The organism is Streptomyces sp. NPDC048417, from assembly GCF_040651615.1.
Taxonomy (GTDB): domain Bacteria; phylum Actinomycetota; class Actinomycetes; order Streptomycetales; family Streptomycetaceae; genus Streptomyces.
Genome location: NZ_JBEZKI010000040.1, coordinates 63,606 through 83,003 on the forward strand (window position 1 = coordinate 63,606; position 19,398 = coordinate 83,003).

General features: G+C 68.4%; 17 protein-coding genes and 1 pseudogene. 4 read left to right on the forward strand and 14 right to left on the reverse strand.

Annotated features, from left to right (window positions below):
- Positions 1-120: 120 nt before the first annotated feature.
- Complete coding sequence (locus AB0D59_RS43740; RefSeq protein WP_362576984.1) at positions 121-1,080, forward strand: helix-turn-helix domain-containing protein; 960 nt, start codon at positions 121-123, stop codon at positions 1,078-1,080.
- A 169-nt stretch (positions 1,081-1,249) separates the two neighbouring features.
- Here the strand turns inward: AB0D59_RS43740 and AB0D59_RS43745 are convergent, their stop codons facing one another.
- The 4 genes from AB0D59_RS43745 to AB0D59_RS43760 form a co-directional block, all read right to left on the reverse strand.
- Positions 1,250-1,552 carry a hypothetical protein gene (locus AB0D59_RS43745; RefSeq protein ID WP_362576985.1) on the reverse strand — a complete coding sequence of 101 codons (303 nt, stop codon included), beginning with the start codon at positions 1,550-1,552 and terminating at the stop codon, positions 1,250-1,252.
- Positions 1,553-1,672: 120 nt separating this feature from the next.
- Positions 1,673-2,962, reverse strand: coding sequence for a hypothetical protein (locus AB0D59_RS43750; protein ID WP_362576987.1), 1,290 nt, complete (start codon positions 2,960-2,962; stop codon positions 1,673-1,675).
- 29 nt (positions 2,963-2,991) lie between these two features.
- Positions 2,992-3,513: a SigE family RNA polymerase sigma factor gene (locus AB0D59_RS43755; protein ID WP_362576989.1), complete on the reverse strand. Its 522-nt coding sequence runs from the start codon at positions 3,511-3,513 to the stop codon at positions 2,992-2,994.
- Positions 3,514-3,640: 127 nt separating this feature from the next.
- Positions 3,641-4,816 (reverse strand): serine hydrolase domain-containing protein, encoded by a 1,176-nt coding sequence (locus AB0D59_RS43760; protein WP_362576990.1) that lies wholly within the window; start codon positions 4,814-4,816, stop codon positions 3,641-3,643.
- A 122-nt stretch (positions 4,817-4,938) separates the two neighbouring features.
- Here AB0D59_RS43760 and AB0D59_RS43765 point away from each other — a divergent pair, with 122 nt between their 5' ends.
- Positions 4,939-5,643, forward strand: a complete 705-nt coding sequence (locus AB0D59_RS43765) for a Clp protease N-terminal domain-containing protein (protein ID WP_362576992.1) — start codon at positions 4,939-4,941, stop codon at positions 5,641-5,643.
- A gap of 134 nt (positions 5,644-5,777) precedes the next feature.
- Here AB0D59_RS43765 and AB0D59_RS43770 read toward each other — a convergent pair whose 3' ends face one another.
- Positions 5,778-7,706: an N-acetylmuramoyl-L-alanine amidase gene (locus AB0D59_RS43770; protein ID WP_362576993.1), complete on the reverse strand. Its 1,929-nt coding sequence runs from the start codon at positions 7,704-7,706 to the stop codon at positions 5,778-5,780.
- A gap of 146 nt (positions 7,707-7,852) precedes the next feature.
- On the opposite strand from AB0D59_RS43770, the gene AB0D59_RS43775 reads away from it, so the two are divergent.
- Positions 7,853-8,266, forward strand: coding sequence for a hypothetical protein (locus AB0D59_RS43775; protein ID WP_362576995.1), 414 nt, complete (start codon positions 7,853-7,855; stop codon positions 8,264-8,266).
- 299 nt (positions 8,267-8,565) lie between these two features.
- On the opposite strand, the gene tgmC is transcribed toward AB0D59_RS43775, so the two are convergent.
- The 4 genes from tgmC to AB0D59_RS43795 form a co-directional block, all read right to left on the reverse strand.
- On the reverse strand, positions 8,566-9,765 hold the full coding sequence (gene tgmC, locus AB0D59_RS43780) for an ATP-grasp peptide maturase system methyltransferase (RefSeq protein WP_362576997.1): 1,200 nt from the start codon (positions 9,763-9,765) through the stop codon (positions 8,566-8,568).
- Entirely contained in the window at positions 9,677-10,744 is a 1,068-nt protein-coding gene (gene tgmB / locus AB0D59_RS43785) for an ATP-grasp ribosomal peptide maturase (protein WP_362576999.1), read from the reverse strand. Before tgmB ends, tgmC begins: the two co-directional genes overlap by 89 nt.
- Before the next feature lie 3 nt (positions 10,745-10,747).
- Positions 10,748-10,981 carry a putative ATP-grasp-modified RiPP gene (locus AB0D59_RS43790; protein WP_362577036.1) on the reverse strand — a complete coding sequence of 78 codons (234 nt, stop codon included), beginning with the start codon at positions 10,979-10,981 and terminating at the stop codon, positions 10,748-10,750.
- A gap of 76 nt (positions 10,982-11,057) precedes the next feature.
- On the reverse strand, positions 11,058-11,549 hold the full coding sequence (locus AB0D59_RS43795) for a hypothetical protein (protein WP_362577001.1): 492 nt from the start codon (positions 11,547-11,549) through the stop codon (positions 11,058-11,060).
- Between the two features lie 181 nt (positions 11,550-11,730).
- Between AB0D59_RS43795 and AB0D59_RS43800 the strand changes: the two genes are divergently transcribed.
- Positions 11,731-13,011 (forward strand): transcriptional regulator, encoded by a 1,281-nt coding sequence (locus AB0D59_RS43800; protein WP_362577003.1) that lies wholly within the window; start codon positions 11,731-11,733, stop codon positions 13,009-13,011.
- Here AB0D59_RS43800 and AB0D59_RS43805 read toward each other — a convergent pair.
- The 5 genes and pseudogenes from AB0D59_RS43805 to AB0D59_RS43825 all read right to left on the reverse strand — a co-directional run.
- Positions 12,992-13,654 carry an HAD family hydrolase gene (locus tag AB0D59_RS43805; RefSeq protein WP_362577004.1) on the reverse strand — a complete coding sequence of 221 codons (663 nt, stop codon included), beginning with the start codon at positions 13,652-13,654 and terminating at the stop codon, positions 12,992-12,994. The two genes, AB0D59_RS43800 and AB0D59_RS43805, sit on opposite strands and share 20 nt — an antisense overlap.
- Before the next feature lie 256 nt (positions 13,655-13,910).
- Entirely contained in the window at positions 13,911-14,798 is an 888-nt protein-coding gene (locus tag AB0D59_RS43810; RefSeq protein ID WP_362577006.1) for a DUF6339 family protein, read from the reverse strand.
- The gene (locus AB0D59_RS43815; protein ID WP_362577007.1) at positions 14,795-15,787 is read right to left on the reverse strand and encodes a hypothetical protein; all 993 of its coding nucleotides are present in this window, start codon (positions 15,785-15,787) and stop codon (positions 14,795-14,797) included. The genes AB0D59_RS43810 and AB0D59_RS43815 overlap by 4 nt, the downstream gene beginning before the upstream one ends.
- Positions 15,784-17,874, reverse strand: a complete 2,091-nt coding sequence (locus AB0D59_RS43820) for a transcriptional regulator (protein ID WP_362577038.1) — start codon at positions 17,872-17,874, stop codon at positions 15,784-15,786. Before AB0D59_RS43820 ends, AB0D59_RS43815 begins: the two co-directional genes overlap by 4 nt.
- Before the next feature lie 267 nt (positions 17,875-18,141).
- Positions 18,142-19,368: pseudogene (locus tag AB0D59_RS43825) on the reverse strand (sigma-70 family RNA polymerase sigma factor); the annotation flags it as partial.
- Between the last annotated feature and the right edge of the window lie 30 nt (positions 19,369-19,398).

A 19,398-nucleotide genomic window follows, 5' to 3' on the forward strand; every position in this document is an offset into this window, starting at 1 on the left:
GATCTTGCAGAAGCGGCAATACTGCCACCACTCGACGGATTCTCGCCAGGTGTGCGTCTCACCGCCTCCCGGTGTCCCCCTCCGGTTGGCGGCAACCCGTCGGACGGGTACGTTCCTGCCATGCACACCGTCGCCGTACTGGTCCTGGACCAGGTCATCCCGTCCGACTTCGCCGTGCCGATCGACACCTTCGGCTGGGCCCGGCTGCCCGACGGCCGGGACGCCTACCGGGTGCGGGTGTGCGGGCCGGCGGACGAGGTGACGGCGGCGGGCGGCGCGTTCACGATCAAGGCGCCGTACGGGCTGGACGCGCTGGCCGACGCGGACACGATCATCGTGCCGGGCGTCGCGGATCCCACCTGCGTCCTGCCGGCCGAGGTCGCCGATGCCCTGCGCGCGGCGGCGGCGAACGGCACGCGGATCGCGTCGGTCTGCGTCGGGGCGTTCGTCCTCGCGGCCACCGGCCTGCTGGACGGCCTGCGCGCCACCACGCACTGGGTCGCGGCCGACACCCTGGCCGCGCTGCACCCGGACATCGACGTCGACCCGAACGTCCTGTACGTCGACAACGGCCAGTTCCTGACCTCGGCGGGCGCGGCGGCGGCCATGGACATGTGCCTGCACCTGATCCGCAGGGACTACGGTTCGGCGGTCGCCGCCCACGCGGCCCGGATGTCGGTCATGCCGCTGGAACGGGAGGGCGGCCAGGCCCAGTTCATCGTCCACGACCAGCCGCCGGCCCCGGCCGGTGCCACCCTGGAGCCGCTGCTGAGCTGGCTTGAGGACAACTGCGACCGGGACCTGACTCTGGAGGAGGTGGCGGCGCGGGCCGGCATGAGCACCCGTACCCTCAACCGCCGCTTCCGCGACCAGACCGGCACGACCCCGCTGCAGTGGCTGCACCGGGCGCGGGTGCGCAGGGCGCAGCACCTGCTGGAGACCACCGCGCACCCCGTCGAACGCATCGCGACCCAGTCGGGCTTCGGCTCCCCGACGGCCTTCCGGGAACGCTTCCGCAGGGTGGTCGGCACGAGCCCCCAGGCATACCGCCGGGCGTTCCGCGGCGCGGACGCTTCCTAGGCGTACGGCAGGGCGTTCCGCCGGGCGGATGCTTTACGGGCGTACCGCGGGCGTACCGCGGGCGTTCCACCGGGCCTTCCGCAACGCGGATGCTTCCTGCACGTACCGCCGGGCCTTCCGCGGCGTGCGGACGCTTCCTGGCGCGGATGCTCCCCGGCGTCGATGCCGCTCAGGCGCGCCGGTCGGCGACCGCCCAGGACGCCAGGGCCACCGCGCCCGCCACGCCGAAGACGGACGGCCAGGCGCCGACCTTCTTGGCCAGCGGATGCGACCCGGCGAACGCGGCGACATACGCGACGGACAGTGCCCCGGCGGTCTTCCCGCCCGCCCGCTGCCGCCACTGCTGCGCGGCGGCGGCCCCGGCGACGGCCAGCACGGCCCCGCCCAGCGGCCGCTTCTTCGTCCACCGGGCCACGCCGTAGCCTCCGACAAGCCCGCTCGCGGCGATCACCGAACTGGGAACCCTGGCCATGCCTGTCTCCTTCTGCCACCTTCTGCCTGGATTTCCCGAGGCTAGCCCGACGGCAACCGACCCGACCGAACTTGAGTCGACCCTTGTCAACCCTGCCCCGTCGGCGAGACTGCGCGGTCTTCAGGACCGCCACTTGGGGCTGAGCGCGATGGCACGCAGCTGCTTCATGGTCAGCGCCGGGGTCTTGCGGGTCGCGGCGGTCTGCTGGGAGCCGGAGTTGAAGGCGCTGATCACCACACGGAAGCCGTCGGTGCGCATGGTGTCGACGGTCCACATGACGACCCCGTCGCCCCCCTTCTCCCCGGGCCCCTGCCGCTCGGCCACCTTCGTCCCGTCGGACAGGGTCTCGGACCCGCTGCCGAACAGGTCACCGGCCACATCGGACATGTCCGGCTGCACATTGATCTGGACGAGACTCCTGCCCTTGCCGTCGTCGACGACGAGGTAGGTGAACTGGTCGTCGTCATCGGCCCCGTGCGCCACGACCTTGAGCCCCTTGGGGATCAGCGAGGTCAGGGTCCGCCGGATCGCCTTGCCGCCGTCACCGTCGTCCGGCGCCGTGGGCTCCTGGGTCTGCCGGGGATCCTCCGGGATGGCGTCGACGACCCCACGCCAGTCCGCCGCGGCCGCGAGGGTCCTCAACTGCGCGGCGGACAGCGGAGGTCGGTCCCGGCTGATCGGCGCGTCCTTCTCGGCGGCGGCGTTCCACTCGCTCACGGAGACGTGATGGCCGTCCGGGGTGACGAGGTTCGCGGTCCAGAGCTTGGTGTCCACCCGCCGGTCGGGATACTCGTACCCCTTCACGACGGTGACGACGGAAGCGTCGGGCAGATGGCTGGTGACACAACTGTCGTACGGGACGTAGACCTTGTCCGGGCATTGGACGGCCTGCCGGGCGTCGGACCCGCCCGGCAGCACCCGGTTCACGGAGACACTGACGGCGGCGGCGCCGTGCCCGTCGTCGTACACGAGCTGCGCGTACGGCGCCACGAGCGGCGCGTTCCTGTCGACGCCCCGCCCCTGCGCCTTGCTGAACCCGCCCTTCGGCAGCAGTTTCTCCAGCGTGCGGATCATGTCGTCCGAGGTGACGGCGCGGGCGGCGGAGGCGGTGGGGGACTGGGCGACGCGCGGGGTGGTGCTGACGGCGGCGAGCGGCCGTGCGGACGACGACCCACCCCAGGGCACCAGCAGCGCACCGCCCACACCGGCCAGCGCGACACCGGCGGCGCCGCCCAGCACGGTGGTCCGCCGCCGCAGCCGTAGCCGCCGCCCCCGCGCCGTTCCGGCGGCGGCGAGCGCGCCCCGGTCGGTGTCGAAGGCGGCGCCGGCGTCGTGCAGGGCGGCGGAGAGCCGGTTTTCGAAAGGATCGCTACTGCTGTTGCCGTCGCTGTGCTGCTGCTCCACGGGCATGACGAACCACCGTTTCCACAAGATCGAGGTCAGGAGCGGGCGTATTCGGCGAGGTCCTCGCCCAGCAGCTCGCGCAGCCGGGCGAGGGCGCGTACGCACCGCGTACGGACGGCGGCCGAACTCGTGTTGAGCGCGTCCGCGGTCTCGTGTATCGACCGGTCCTCCCAGTACCGCAGGACGACCACCGCCCGGTCCTTGGCGGGCAGCCGCGCGAGCGCGTCGAGGAGGGTCAGCCGCAGCGAGGGATCGTCACCGGCGTGGTCGGCGCCGGTGACGGCCAGCTCGGGGAACGAGTCCCTGGCCCGCTCCCTGCTGCTGAACCGCCGCCGGTGGGCGAGGAAGGTCCGGGTGAGGACGGTCTGCGCGTACCCGGCGGGGTTCTCCACGCGGGAGACCCGGCCCCACCGGAGGTAGATCCGCCCGAGGGCCTCCTGCACCAGGTCCTCCGCGAGATGCGTGTCCCCGGCGGTGAGCAGACAGGCGGACCGGTACATGTGCCCGGCCCGCACCGCGGCGAACTCGGCGAAGTCCTCCCCAGACCCCTGCCCCATCCGCGACCTCCCCCGTCCCCGGCGCTCTGCCGTTCCACCTCATTGATGCGGTGGGCCGGGGAAAATGTTTCAAAGAATTCTCAGGGGCGGCTCATTGCTCCCCGTGTCGCCCCTTCCCGTTCCCCGGTCACCGGGCCAGCGCCTCCCGCACCGCGTCGACGAGCGTGGACGCACGCGGGTCCTCCGCCCCTTCCACGATGCTGTTCATGACGTACCCGAAGGCGATGCCGTGCTCGGGGTCGGCGAAGGCCAGCGATCCGCCGCGGCCGGGGTGGCCGAAGGCACGGGGACCGGTGAGCGGGTTGGTCTCGACGGGCAGCATGTACCCGGAGGCGTACCGGATCGGCAACATGATGACCTTGTCCACCCCGGCGGCCTGCTCCGCGGTCGCCGACGCGAGCGTCTCCGGCGTGAACAGCCGTACCCCGTCCACCTCCCCGATCAGCGCGGCGTACATCCGCGCGAGGCCGCGGGCGGTGCCGATCCCGTTGGAGGCGGGCAGCTCCGCGGCCTGCACCTCGGCCGAGTTGAAGTCGATCTCGACGGGTTCGGTGACGGCGAACGCCCTGTTGGTCAACGAGTCCGGATCCTGCAGCGCCGCGACGAAGTCCCGCGCCTCCGGCGGCACGAGATCCAGCGGTACGGTGCTCAGGTCGACCTCCGGCTTCGGGTACACCATCCGGCTGACCCGCCCGCGCTCGGCCGCCGGCAGCCCGATGAAGAAGTCGAGGCCCAGCGGCCCGGCGACCTCCTCGGCGAAGAACCGCCCGGGCGTACGCCCGGAGACCCGCCGGATCACCTCTCCGACCAGCCATCCGAAGGTCCGCCCGTGATACCCGTGCGCGGTCCCCGGCTCCCACTCCGGCCGCTGCACGGCGAGGGCGTCGACCATCGGCTGCCACCGCAACGCCGCCTCCAACGGCACAGGCGGTTCCACGGTCACCACCCCGGCCCGATGCGACAACAGCCACCGCACCGGGATCTCCGCCTTGCCGTTCACGGCGAACTCCGGCCAGTAGGCGGCCACCGGCGCGTCGAGGTCCAACTCCCCACGCTGGGCGAGCAGATGCGCGACGGTGGCGGTGGCCCCCTTGGTCGCCGAGTACACGAGCTGCAACGTGTCCCGCTCCCAGGCCCGCCCGGTGTCGGGATCGGCAACCCCACCCCACAGATCCACCACGGGCCGCCCGTCCCGGTACACGCACACGGCGGCCCCGACATCCCCCCGCCGCTCGAAGTTGGCGGCGAACGCCTCCCGTACACCCTCGAACCCGACCGCGACTTCCCCGTTGATTGTCGTCATGCCCTCATCCTGGCACTGACGCCGTTCGGCCGGATGCCGCAGGCGAGTTGGAGCAGTACGCGGTGGAAGCGAATCGTCAATTACAAGTTGACGCTGAGGGATCGTCAACTTAAACTTGACGCATGAGCCCACTCGACATCAGCCTCGCGGACCTGATCGCCCGTCTCGACGAGGAGCTCCCGGAAGCCAACGAACTGGCCCGCATCAGCGAGGCCCGACTGCGCGCCCAGACCCTGTCCGACCTCGGTGACCAGCTCATCGACCACTACGTCAGCAAGGCCAAGCAGACCGGCGCGTCGTGGACCGAGATCGGCGACGCCATCGGTGTGTCCAAGCAGGCCGCGCAGCAACGCCACGCCCCCGCCGCGTTCGAGCGGTTCACGAACCTGAACCGGCACAGCATCGTGCTGGCGCAGGAGGCCGCCCGAACGTACAAGCACGACTCCATCGGCACCGAACACCTCCTGCTCGGCCTGCTCGGCGAACCGCGGGGCCTGGCGTACGAGGTGCTGGTCGCGAAGGCCGGGTCGGAACAACGCGTCCGCGACGCGATCCAGGAAGCGCTGCCGCCGGCCGGGGAGAAGGCGCTGCGGGGTCACATCCCGTTCCGGGAGGAGACCAAGGAGGCCATCGGCCAGACCCGCCGCGCGTCGGCCGACCTCGGCCACGACTGGGTCGGCACGGAACACACACTGCTGGGCCTGATCCGCACCGCGGAGAGCTCGGCCGCGCAGATCCTCCGCACCCTCGGCTTCACGTCGGAGGAACTGCACGAGACGGTCAAGGCCGAGATCACCAAGCGGCTCGCCGCCCGCGACAAGCAGTAGCGAACCGATCGGTCCCCGCGGGGTCCCGCCCACCGACGGTCCGGCCGGAAAGGGGATCCGGATACGGCTGGTGCCCAGGAGGCCGGGACCTCCTGGGCACCACCTGCGCGTCGGCGCGTGCGGTCGGCGGACCGTCAGGCGTCCGTGGCCGTGACGTCCGATGCGTACACGAGGACGACCCGGTGGTTGTACTGGATGGTGTACATCGCCTTGGCGCCGGTGACGACCGCGCCGCTGGACGGGAAGAAGTCGTCCGTCAGGGACGGCGCCACGGTGGCCACGTAGGCCTGGCCGGCCGGGACGGAGTACATGCTCAGCGGGGCCTGCGTCGAGGGCGACAGGCCCGCGGGGTACTCGGCGGCGTCCGGGTAGCTGGAGCCGTACACCGCCACCGGCGAGCTGCCGGCCGCCGTGATCACCTTCACGCCGTGGGCCGGCGCGGTGTTGCAGCCGTGCGGGTTGTGGAACCACACCTTCGCGCCGCTGTACCAGACGGCGGTCCAGTCGCCGTCCTGCCCGGCGACCACGAACTGCTGTCCCGCCGCCGCCGTGCTGCCCCAGTCGTTGATCCGGTCGGTGCCGGCCGCGCCGGGGTGCAGCGCCTGGTCCCCGAAGAGGGGAGCGGTGTCGCTGGGCCCGGTACGCAGGTACACGAAGTCCGACGGCTGCTGTGTCTCGGTGCACGCGGTGGTGGCGCCGGTCGGGTCGTCGGAGGGGCAGATCTGGACGGTCTGCAGGTTGTCGTCGAAGCGGGGGGCGATGGTGACCACCGAGCCGACGGGGCCGACGCCGTGCCGCCCGGTGTGCACACCGAGCAGGCTCATGAAGTGGTTCCAGTCCCAGGACGGGCCCGGGTCCCAGTGCATGCCGGAGACGAGGGACGAGTTCGGCCCGGCGACGTTGTCATGGCCGATGATGTGCTCGCGGTCCAGCGGTATGCCGAAGCGGCCGGCGAGGTACTTCACCAGCTCGGCCGTGGCCTCGTACTGCGCCTCGGTGTACCAGGTGGCACCGTGCGCGGCGTAGCCCTCGTGCTCGATGCCGATCGAGTGCATGTTGGTGGAGTAGTTGCCCGCGTGGAAGGCGAGGTCCTTCGTGGGCACCATCTGCGTCACCGCACCGTCGGAGGACCGCATGACGTAGTGCGAGGCGGAGCCGCCCGGCTTCTGGAAGAGGCTGATGGCGGTGTCGTACGACGTCTCGGTGTCGTGGATGACGATGCTGTCGATCCGGATGCCGTTGGCGGGGCGGTTGGAGACCTGCCCGTTGGACGGCGACGCCGGCACGAACGTGCAGGCGACGGTGGTCGGGCACTCGGTGCCGGTGTCCGCCGCGGACTTCAGGTCCAGCGAGGCCAACTGGCCGGTCGCCGGCGCGACATCGCTGTCAGCCGCCAGCTTTACGTGCGCGCCGTCGGCCGTGGTGCGGTGGGCGCCCTTCTGCACGGTGGCGAAGACGCGGTCCGCGAAGGCCGCGGCGCCCTGTCGCTGGGTGGACTGGCTGTAACGGGCCACGGCCGCGTACCAGTTGCCGGGGTCCGTGGCGTCCTTCGAGCCGGACCCGGTCACTGCCTTCTGGTACGAGGCGAGCAGCGCCGCACCACCGCGGATGTTGGCCGCCGCATCGGTACGCAACTCCTCGGCCGACAGACCGGTCAGCTTCGCGGCGGCCTGAAGGGTGTGCAGGGCCGGATCCGCGGACATCTGCTTCAGATCGTGGCGGCCCGCCGCGCCCGCGTCACCGCCGGCCATCATCGCCGGGGTGACGTCCGTCAGGTTCATCGGACCGTAGCCGCCGTCCGTGCTGTGCTGCCCGGCGTGCGTGTCCCAGGCCGACTCCTGGTACGCCACCGCCAGCAGCACCTGACGCGGCACGTGGTAGGCGTCGGCGGCGGCCGTGAAGTCCTGCTGCAGCGTGGTCGCCGCAACCGGGTCGCCACCGGCGGCCAGCGCCGGCACCGGCAGGGCCGTCCCGCCTCCGACGGCGAGCGCGGCGACGGCGGTCAGCAGGGCCGCACGGCGGTGCTTGGACGCGGGTCCGCGTCTGAGATTGCTTGTGCTCATGAAAGGGTCCCCGGACCTCGGAGGATCAAATGGAGGATCAAATGGCGGAAGGAAGGATGCATGCGACGGGACATCGGTTCACTGACCGGGCCGGTATGCGCACGGTTCCGCGACCTACGCGGGGCTTCGTCCGTCGGCGTCCGGCAGTGGATGATCCCTCTCGACGAGAACGCGCGTCAACCTCACCCGGACAAAGGGGACTTGAGGGCGAGCGGGATACGTACGCGCAGGGCTTCGAGCTCGACCCGGACGACGACATCCCGATCACCCTCGACCTGGTCTTCCGCCGCTACGCCTGCCTGACGCCCGGCGACGAGGTGGCCGACGCGGCAGGCCGCGCATGGCGCTTCGACACCCCCTGGGACTGGCGCCTCTTCGACGGCGCCACCCCCGACGAGCCCCGCCGGCCCCTCGCCCTCCTGACGAGGCGGCCACCCAGCCGCCCCAGAGCGCGCCGCCACCGTCACCGCCGCGACGAAGACCGGCTCACACCACGAGGAATTGGCCCGCTGGTCGGAACTGGCCCAAGCAACACCCACCCGGACACCGCCACCCCCTGAGCCGTGAGGCCCCGTCCAATGGCCCCTCGCAACCCACACAAGGGCCATCCAACGCAAGCCCCACCGCATCCTTCCCGGCCGCCCGCTCGCTTCTTCCCCGTGCTGGAGTGAGCTGAGTCAAGGGTCGGCCGAAGGCCGATCGGCGCCAGCCGACGCGGACGCGCAGCGCAGCGGAGCGGGAGCGCCCTTTACTCGGCTCGCGGAAGCACGACACTGAGAAAGAAGCGGGCGGCCGGGGGCACCTTGCAGCCGACGGTTCGGCGCATGACCTTGATGCCGGGCCCTACCCCAGAAGCAGTTCAAGCCCCGGGCAACTCAAGACCGGACACTTGCGCGTGGACCAGCCTCTGCTCCCTACCGCGCACCCGTAGTCTGAACGACTCCGGCCCTGGACACCCGGCGGAGTCGAAGGCGTCGACGACCTCCTCGACGCGCTCCCACAACCGCACCGGCCCGGCCTCCCGCACCTCCCACCCACCGTCGCACGGCGTGAGCGACGCGGCAGAGCCATGGACGACATCGATCAGGTTCACGACCTCTCCCACGGCGGTCATCTGAGCGTCGGGCACCGCGCATTGGGCGAGGAAGCGCAGTTGAAATGCCTCCGCACCGGCAGCCGTGATCCGCTCGGGCCCGTACCGCGCCGGCCTGGCCTTCTCCGGTAGCCCGGCAGCCCAGTGGGCGGGGTTCCCGAAGACCGGAGCCGCGTGCGCCCGGACCGACATGAACGAGACGGTGCCCGGCAGCAGCGGCCCCTCCGCCATACCGTCCTCGGTGACGGTGAGGAGGACGCGCGCATAGCCGTACAACCACCCCGACAGCGTGAGCAGGATCTTCCCGCCCGGCCGCGTCTGCGCGACGAGCGCGCCCGGCACGGAACGGAAGGAACAGGCGGCCACGATCCGGTCGAAGCGCGCCTCGGGCCAGTAGCCGTACCGGCCGTCCGCCACGGCCAGAGTCGGCGTGTAGCCGCAGCCGTACAGGGCGTCGGCCGCCACCGCCAGCCGGTCCGGATCGACGTCGATGCTCGTGACGTCGGCGGACCCGAGGCGCTCACAGGCCAGCGCGGTGGAGTAGCCGCTGCCGGTGCCGATCTCCAGCACCGTGTGCCCCTCGTCCAGGTCGGCGTCGGCCCACATCCGCAGGACTAGTGACGGCAGGGTGGACGAGGAGGTCGGCGCCCCACCGTGCCGCACCTCGGGCGCGCTCCAGTCCGGCTCCCTGTGGTCGAACTGGGTGATCAGCGTGGCATTGGAGTACGCGGCGGCCAGCCACCTGCCGTGGTCGAGTTCGGCGGTGACGGGCTCCCAGACCGTCAGCCCGTGCTCGTCGGTCGCGTCGGCGGACAGATAGAAACCCGGCACGAACCGATGTCGAGGCACCTTTTCGACGGCGGTCAGCCACCGGAGATCATCCACCGAGCCGTTCCGCGCGAGTTCCTTCGCCATCTTTCGCCGGAGCAGAACGGCATTGCTCCCAAGGTCGTTCGGTGTCGTCAAGGTCTTCGATGTCCTCTCGACTCAGGATCTCGGCGAACGCGTCGGCGATGGCCGGCGCGTCCGGAAGCCAGCCCCACTGCCCGTTCGGATTGCACTCGATCGCCCACCAGTCCTCCGGAGCCGTCCCGTCGCCGGTGAGCGCGAAGTCGAAGCAGCCGAAGACCAGCCCGAACGAGGCCAAGTAGCTGTACAGAGCGGTCCGAACGGACTCGGGCACGGCGACGGGGGTATGGACGAGACAGTCCCAGTCACCCCGGCGCCAGTCCAGGGCACCGTCCGGCGTGGTGATCCGCTGGGCGAACACACGATGCCCGACCACGGTGACCCTTACGTCCGCGCTCTTCGGAATCTCGGCCTGAAAGAGATGCGCGGTCACCGAGACTGAGTCGTCCAGGGCACCGGCCTCGATCCGCTGGGCCCAGATCGCCCCGGCGCACCCGTCTTCCCCCTCCGGCAACCCGCGGAACGACTTGTAGATGACACGCTCGTGCTCGGCCGCGAACTTCCGAGCCTCCTCCACGTCATTGGTGACCAGGGTCTCCGGAACACGCAGACCGAGAGCGGCGAACCTCTGGAGCTGGGCGGGTTTGAAGTCGGCGCGGGCTACGGCGGCCGGGTGGTTGACATACAACGCACCCCGCAGACCGTGGAGCACACCCCCGAGCCCATGACGTGCCTCTGCGACGGCGAACTCCCGTAACTGGCGGGGCAGCTGCTGGAAGCGAGCGGTGTACGGGGTCGGCCGGCGACAGTAGACGGCTGTCACGGCCTCTACATCCACCTCCCGGCTGGCAGTACGCAACCGACCGCCCCACGTCGAGCCTGTGCCCTGCCCGAGCCGAAACCCGAAGACAAGGCCCGGCCCGACATCCCCCGGATCGACGCGTACGACGGCCGTGCCACGCTCATTCAGGGCCTCGACGACCCGGTCCGCGGTGACGTCCTCCAACGCGGTGAGCACCAGAACGACGGACTCCACCGCTCAGTCCGACTCGTAGTCGGTCGTGTTGTCGTCCTGCGTCTGAGGCTGCGGCTTCTGCCCGTCCCCACCACCGGAAACCGACGCCGTACCCGCCGTCTTCGACGTCCCGTGCTTGCCCATCTCCAGCACCTGACCGGCGGCGTCCGTGTACACGGCGGTCTGCGACGTGGCATCAAGCGCCACGGACGCGTACGACGGAGGCCCGACCGGCAGCCGATCGGTCACCAACCGCATGGCCCAGGGCGCCTGAACGGCAGTAGTCGTCATGTGATTGCTCACCATTCCTTTCGAGGTTCTTCGCGGAGGAGGATCAGACTTCCGAGCGTGCGGCCAGTCGCGACCGCCCTCTTTTGACCAGGGCCGTGACTGAACGTGGGGTGCACAGATCGCCCTCGTAGCGCGGCGGAACGAGCCAGTAGGTGCCCGGTGACTGCTGCCGGTCGAGTCGTGGCACGCCGAGATAGGTGCCTTGCCCCAGACACGTGGCGATGTCGTCATACGCCCAGACCAGACCGGCGTGTCCCTGGATCAGGGCGTAGTAAGTACCGCCGGCGAATCGGCGGTCGTAGATGATCGAGCCCCCCAGTAGAAGACCGAGGCAGACGGCGACATCGTCCGGGTCGCTCGAATCCACGGCGGCATGCACCTCCTCCGACGCCATGCGTACCGCTGCGAACCGATCGCCGAGCGGTAACAGGGCGACGCCCTGAACCGCCCACTCGTGCCAGGCCTGCGCAGGCGTCGGATGGGCTCGTGCGAGCCATTCGGAGATCGCTCTGTCCAGGGCCTCTTGCGTGTCCACAACCTGCCTCCTGTCTTGGGAACAACACAAAGCGTCCAATAACTGAGCGTTGGATTCGAGGACTTGAAAAGGTCTCGGATGGGACTCCTTGGGGGCTTCTATGACTCCTTGAGTGGGAGACCCTGCTCGAAACAGGACTCCGTGTGGGAGAGTTGGAGAAGCCGTAGCAGGAGGTGCTCCAGTGCCCAGGCCCACCGGCAACGTCCGACTCAAGGCCGCCCGCGTAGCCGCGGGTTTCAACTCCCAGCAGCATTTGGCCGACGCACTCACCCGGCACGCCAAGGACATGGGCGTCCGAGGGTTGTCGATCGGTGTACGACAGGTTCGCCGCTGGGAGTCGGAGAACCCGCCCTGGCCGCAACCGGACTGCCAACGCGTTCTTGTGCACCTGCTCGGACAGACCATGGAGGCGTTGGGATTCACGCCCCCGTGGGGTTCCGACGGGGCACAGCGTGCAGAGCACGCACGGCGGCCCCCGGCCACCGGCGGCCGGACAATGTCGGGAGGCTGGGCATCGCTGCCCCGGAAAGTCGCGGTGGCGCCTCAACCTTCCACGGCCGGCGCGGATTTCATGGCGGTGACCCGCGCCCACCGGCGGCTCTACTGGTCGGTCGCACCGGCCGAGCTGCACCCGGCCGTTGTCGCGCACGCGACGCTGGGATGCTCCCTGTTGCCGGAGACGACGGACTCGACACGTCGTGAGATCGCGGCCGCGATGGCGGAGACCTACCTCCTGGCAGGCCGTGTCGAGTTCTTCGATCTCCGCGAGCCGACCACGGCCAACGACACCTTCCTGTTGGCTCTGCAGGCAGCAGGGGAGGCCGACGACGCGTTGCTCGGCTCAGCGATCATCGCGCACATGGCGTTCGTTCCAGGTTGGGCGGCGGATCGCGACGGCGCGCTTGAGCGTATGACTGCCGCGCGCACCTACGCACGACGTGCGCCGGTCTCCGCCGAGTTCCTGGCCTGGCTGGACGCGGTGGAGGCCGAGTGCGAGACGCGGTCGGGCAACAGCCGTACCGCGCTGCACCTCCTCGGCCACGCGGAGGACGTCCTGACGGCGGGCAACGAACACCCTTCGCCGGAGTGGCTGGACTGGTTCTCCCCAGCCCGTCTGGCGGCCTTCAAGGGCAACACCCAGATGATCGCGGGCCACCTCCCGCAAGCCCGCGAAAGCCTCCTGCACGCCCTGACCACGATGACACCGGCCGAGGACAAGCAGCGCTCGGTGGTCTACGGCGACCTGGCTGCCGTCGAGGCGACTTCCGGAAACCCGGAGCAGGCCTGCGAGTACGCGGGCAAGGCCCTCGACCAGCTGGCGGTCACCTGGTACGCGACCGGCATGGACCGGGTACGCGAGGTACGCCGCGCGCTCGCGCCCCACCAGGCCGAGCGCTGCGTACGTGACCTCGACGACCGCCTGTACGACTGGTCGACGACGCTCAGCGCGCTGGGCCGTTGAACTGACGGATCAGGTCCGGCAGTTCAAGCAGTGTCTCGACCCTGAAGGTCGGCAGTTCTCTGGCCTCGCGGTCATTCCATTGGATGGTGGCCCAGGGCCCGCGGTGCACGAGAGCGGTGTGCATGCCGGCCTGCCGGGCGGGACGGATGTCGTTGTCGCAGCGGTCCCCGACGTACAGGATCTCGTCGACGTTGAACGGCACAGCGTCGCCGACCCGCTTGAAGAACTCCAGGTCGGGCTTGCTGGCTCCCCAGTCGTCCGACGTACCGATCAGGTCGACGTCGTCGGAGAACATCTCCCGCAGAATCCGCCCGGCCCGGACGGTCTGGTTCCCGGCGATCCCGAGCCAGAGCCCACTGTTCCGTAGTTCGGCAAGCGCAGGCCGCACATCGGCGTAGAGATCCTCCTCCCCGAAAGCCTCCGGCCTCCCGGCGGCGGCCCGCTTCTCCCGCTCCTCATAGAGGTTGAACCCGGGCCGGAACTCCTGGAAGACCTCCCGGTAGTCCCGCCCTTGAGCGATCACGGCCCCGAACACGGCGTGGAAGGTATGCCGAGGCACACCGAGCCAGTCGGCCCAGGTTCCGTACTCCCGGGTCTCGTCTACCAGACACTCACCTACGTCGAAGACCACTGCGCGGATCACGGGGGCAGGGTACCGGGACGCTTGCCCGCCCCCAGGGTTGGTGATCGGCCGGTGCGATCATGTCTGGCCACCGCGTTGAGTTAGGAAACAGTGATCACGCGGTGCCTCGAGGAAAACGCAACGTGCCCCGGCCGGACATACTCCCAACCGGATTCGCCGATTCCCGAGACCAAGCAGCGCTGGATCTCCGTGACGGATGCGCTCGATGGTGCGAGCAGGCTGAAGGACTCCCCCGAGGAAGTGGATTCACACAAGGTCACTCGCTCTCGTCGGAAATCCGCCCCCTGACCTGCGCGTACGCAAACAGCTCCTCGAAGTGGACGATCAGTCTCTCAACCGCCCCCTCTGGAACTCTTTCCTCCTCCGGACCTCGGGGCAGCTCATTCCTGGGCGATGGAGGTGATGACTCGGCGCCCGCGATCCACTCGCGCAGCGGCTCCCGATCACTTTCCACATCCAGAGCGATGACGTCATACATCAAGGTCGCTGCGGCAGCATTGACCGCAGACGTCAGGGCGTTGACTTCGCGACCGGTGCGCACAGAGCCCCGTTCCATGAGCCTGACGAGAGCAAGGGCGGTGGGGCGGTGGTCGATGACGTCGAGCCGAAGGGCAGAGTTGAGCATGTCCTGGTTGCCACAGGCCACTACGACGGGTCGGTAGTCCGAGCCGTCACGGAAGAGTTCGGCTGCCCACCAGAGCCGGGCGAACGTCTGCTTGTAGTGTGGGCCGACGAACCTGTCGCGAGCCACGCGCCCGGGGGATCCATCCGCCTTCGGTTCGGATAGGTGCCGCCACACTACGTAGTCCGGCGCCACTCCAAGGGCTAGATATGTCCAGAACCCCTTCTCGGCCGCTTCCCGACGCGTGATGCGAAGGGTCTCGTGCAGACGTGGTGCCAGCCACGCGTCCGCGGCAGTGGGACGTTCGTTCCCGAATCTGCTCAGCGCGTGTTCGATCAGATCCCGGACTCGGTCCAGCCGCAGGCGCGCGTCGTCACCCGGCAGTCTCTCGGCAATCTTGTTCAGCGCGATGGAGGGGACGTCCTCGCGTCCCTCGAGCAGTCCTGTGGAGATGAACTCGGCAGCCTGCACATCGGAGATCAGAGCAAGTCGTTCCGGCAGGTGCTCGGGACGGGAAGTCACGCGAGGGTCTCCTGGTCGATTCGTTCGATGTCACGGACAGTGGTGGCCAACGCTTTGGGAACCTCGGCACGACGTGCGGCGGCGTACTGGATACGAGGTTGCAGATCCGTCCAGCTCCCCTCACCGGTACGCCGGAGATGCACCTCTCGGAGAGCATCCTCCACCGCCCGCCCGGGGACGATGTCCGGAAGCATCTCTCGCAGCACCGCGCCTCGCCAGTCGGGCGGGAAGAGCGGCGTCCCGTCGTCCTCGATCTCCAGGTCGCCGATGGCAGTGTGGAATACAGCGGTCCATACATCGGCGCATATCTGGGCCAGCAGCATCTCTCCCACCACGCCCTCTACCTTTGAGCCCCGACCCTCCACCAGTGCTACGAGGCCCTCGAAGTCCGAGTTAAGGCGGACCGTAGGCATCCGCCCCGAAGTGTCCACTATCCAGGGTGCGTCCCGGAAACTGCGCAACCACTCGGCGCCACGGGCGAAACTGACTGTGCTGACGTCCAGTTGGCGATCCCTGAGCGGGACGTCGGAAGAGATGTCGATCACCCACTCCTGATCGATGGAGCCGATGATCCGACCCGGCGTTTCCTCGACTGTGGCCACCACGTGCACAGCCAGCGACGCGCGGTCCAGATGGTCGTCCCGGTCGAGCTCGATCTCGCCGGTCCACTCCCTGCCGCCTTCCACACCGCGCGTCAACGGAACGCAGGTCCGCGCGTTGGTTGCCCCCTCCGTCAGAACGGCGACAACCGCGATGTCGGACCAGTGGCCCTTCACCTCGATCTCTCGGACCGGCACGGTCGCCGTCAGGGCAAGCCGCGCGATCTGCCAGTCGTCGCGCTCGGCCATGCCGAGTGCCACGACCTGCTCGACGACCGAGTATCCCTTGGATTCCAACTGCTCACGGATGTCTCCGGGGCCGCGCAACCGGACGGCCGTGACACGCGCCGTCACGGCACCGGTCAGCCGGGGGTACGGATAAACCCTCACGCGAGGCCCCCCTTGCTCTCGTGGAGTTCGACAACGAGACCGCTCAGTGCGGCCCTCACCGGGTGTGTGGACACGTCCGTGACGCCCCGAAATACCGCACGACGACTCCCAGGCGGGAAATGCAATACGCCGTCCACCACTTCGCAATTGCTGACGGGAACGAGTTCGGCCCATTTGACCACTGGACGAGGGCCGGAGCGAACCTCCAGCTTGGCGACGGGGCTCATTTTCCAGAGGTCGCCCCCAGCTGGCACCTTGACCTCGGCAGTGATCTGCCACGCACCAGAAGGATCGACCACTGCATCCAGATCATCCAGTTTCGGAGGCGTCACCGTCCCCCTGACCCTGCTGACAGGCTTGCCCGAGATCTTGAGGCGCTTGCTCACCCTGCTCGGCCCGCCGGACTTCTTCTCCTTGGAGACCGCCACGAGCTCGTGCACGGCCTTGTTGGTCTCCGACGTCAACGCTGCGATCCGCCGATGGGCTGAAGGCGAGTAGCGCATCCTCAACTCCTCGGTCTGACCCCACTTGTTGTGCTCCGGCGGCTCCGAGGATCGAAGAAACTCCTCAGCTTCGGCTGCGAAGGGTGCGTCGTCACCCGCCGCCCGGCCCACGAGCAGAACTGCCTGAAACGGATTGGTTCCCACTGGGAGGCCAGGCACCCAGCTGGTCTTGACCGTCATGCGATTGCCGCGCATCGCGGTCACCTGGTTGATCTTGCCATCGGCGTCCATCGCCTCGGTGACAAGGAGTACGGCCCTGTGCTCACCGGCCGTTTCGGGCAAGCCATCTCTCTCGGGCACCTTCAATGGCACTGTGACGAGGGCTACTTGACCGGCCTCGGTGAGCCGGTCCACCGTAGTGCCGCTCAGAAATGCCTGAAGAGCACGCGAGCGCGCGGGTTGATGCACTTCCGGCTCAACCCGTTCCTCCTCCACGTATTCCACCCCGTTGCGCAGCGTGCGCACCGATGCCTCCAACAGAGGCCGGCGGTCGCCTCCTGCTGTCATGGCAGCCCAGAAATTACGACCGAGCGCACGAACCAACCGCTGGTGCATACGCTCCAGGCTGTCCTCGTCATCAGCCGCATCACCTTCGAGGTCCTGCCCCACCCCGGCGAGGCTGGCCACATCGTGTGCTCCAACAATCAAGAACGATGTGCCGGGATCATCGCGCTCACGGGTGAGATGTAGCTCCTCTGTCGTCTTTTCGTCAGCCCACCAGGAACGGACGACCTCGCTGTTTTCGGCCCCTGGATCTGGTTGCCCGAACCAAGCGGGCCCGGCAAACCTCTTGCCGTCCACTTCACGCCAGGGCAGATCGAGTCGTCCAATTAGCCGCCGCTGGGTATGCCCCTCATGAGGTTCGGAGAGCGTGGAATTGATGAGAACGAGCCCCAGCCGGCTGGTTGCCCAGAGCGTGGCCTTTCCGAGTCCGTACGAACCACCGGCCGCCACATCCGACTTGCGGCTTTCGAGTTGGCGTCGCACCACGGCGGCGAAGCGGCCGTCGTCGTAGTCGTCACCGGTCAGCCCGTTGGCGTTGTAGTCGTCGACGCGAAGCAGGACCAGCCGATCTCGCTCGAGCATCTCCCGCAAGCCAGCGCCGATGACCCGCCCGACCTTCTGGTCCTGCGCGGCAGCAGCCTCATAGTGCAGGTGGAGATCGTGCCAGTGGATCGCAGTGCGGAACCGTGCCAGGGCGTCCCCGGTCAGTTCGTGCAGGGTGTAGCGGACCCTCACCGGGCGGTCGTTCCTTCTGTCGCGCTCGTCGAGGCTGTTCTGCGTCGCCTCACGAGCCAGAACCTCCAGATCGGCCTCGAAGGCGAAAGCCGCGGCGTTGCCGAATTCCCGCCCACCGTCGTCGTGCCCGGGCCGGTGGTACCACACGATCGATGTCTCCGAGGATGCGTCCGATTGGTCCGGACCACTCGCGAAGCCCTGTTTGCTTTTCGCGTCGACTCCAAGCGTCTCGTGCACCCTAGTCAAAAGGTCGGGGTCAGGCATGGAGCGACCATCGAGCCAGGCTTCGACAAGTGCCCGCGTCACTGCTAGCCGGTGTGCCAGTTCACTTTCGTTTGTCCCCATTTCTCGTGTCCGCTCGGCCAACCACCGACCGAACTCCGTCTCCTTCGAGGCCACCGCTCCCCCTCTCCCGCCGGAACCGCTCTCTGTCTCTGGCTTGCCCGCACTGTCGTTCTGCAGTGATGCGCCGGCCCCCGCCTCTGCCTGCTCCGCCGAACCTCTGTGCCGCTCGGACATCTCAGCGACCTCCTGAGCAATTTTCCGGGCGGCCTTCCTCCGGCGGCGTTCCGCGTCGGGGTTGTCGGGATCCAACCCCATCTGGATCCTCAGCTCCTCCATGGCCCGCTTCTCGATCTGCCGGATACGTTCGCGCGTGACTGCGAACTTCCTCCCGATCTCCTCCAACGTCCAAGCCGTGCCGTCGATGAAGCCATGTCGTAGCAGAAGAACATTCCGGGTTCTCTCCGTGAACATGCACGCATCGAACAACTGGAAAAGTTCCTCGCGTTCAAATTCTGACCACAGCTCCTGTTCCGGACTCGGAAAGGGCTGAAACTCATCGACGACCAACTCCCCGAGGGACGTCTTCTCGCCGACGGGTTGGTCGAGCGACAGAACCACCCGATGCGCCAACCTCAAATACTCCGTCACCTTTGAGGGAGTGAGTTCGCACGCCAAGGAGAGATCATCCACGTTGGGGATTCTTCCCTGATCAAGAAAGAATCGCTCCCGTTTCCGTACCTTTTCTACGTCGCTCCAGACGTGAACCGGAAGTCGAATCGCTGCCTCTTCGTTGATCACGGCTCTGGTGATGCGTTGCCGAACCCACCAGGTGGCATAAGTGGAAAACTTGCACCCCATGGAGACGTCGAACTTCTCTATGGCTCGAATCAGTCCTACCATGCCGTGCTGCGCAAGGTCCTCGTACATGGGACCACCTGCCCAGCGCCCCATGCCGCGAAGGATCTTGTGCACGAGCCGCTGGTTGTGGATGACCATGGCAGATGCTGCTCTGTAAGCCTCGCTGTCTCGCGGAAGTGTCGCCAAGTAGCCATCGGGCAACTCATCCGAGGAATTTCTTGTTCCTCGGAACAGAAGGCAGAGCCCCACCTCTTCCTCGGCACTCAGCAGACGCCGGTGCGGGTTCACTCGCCGTCGGTCGACCTCGAGCAGGCGGCGAGCGGCGCGACGGGCCGCTTCCATGTCGCCGACACGCACCGTCCCTCGAAGGGACTCGAGGTCCGGGGCCGCCTCTCCTTCGTCGAAGGAATCCAAGTCGTCGACCACCTCGTCGAGACCTGTCTTCTCCTCGGAAGCTGGGTTCTCCGCGACGTCCGGCGTGTCTGCTCCGTGCTCGGCTTCCTCCTCTGCCTCCACCACGGCTTCGTACAAGGCCTGGGACTCTTGCGCGTCAAGGCGTGCAGCCCTGATCACTTGCATCAGGGCTGCACCGCGCTCGGCCCCTTCGTCCGTGAATCGACGTATGAGCCCGACGAGCAGATTCCGACCGGATTGATCCAGCCGGATCCCGGATGCATCGTCCCGCTCCGTGGTCATCACGCCCCCGCGCCCCTACTTCGTCGCTGC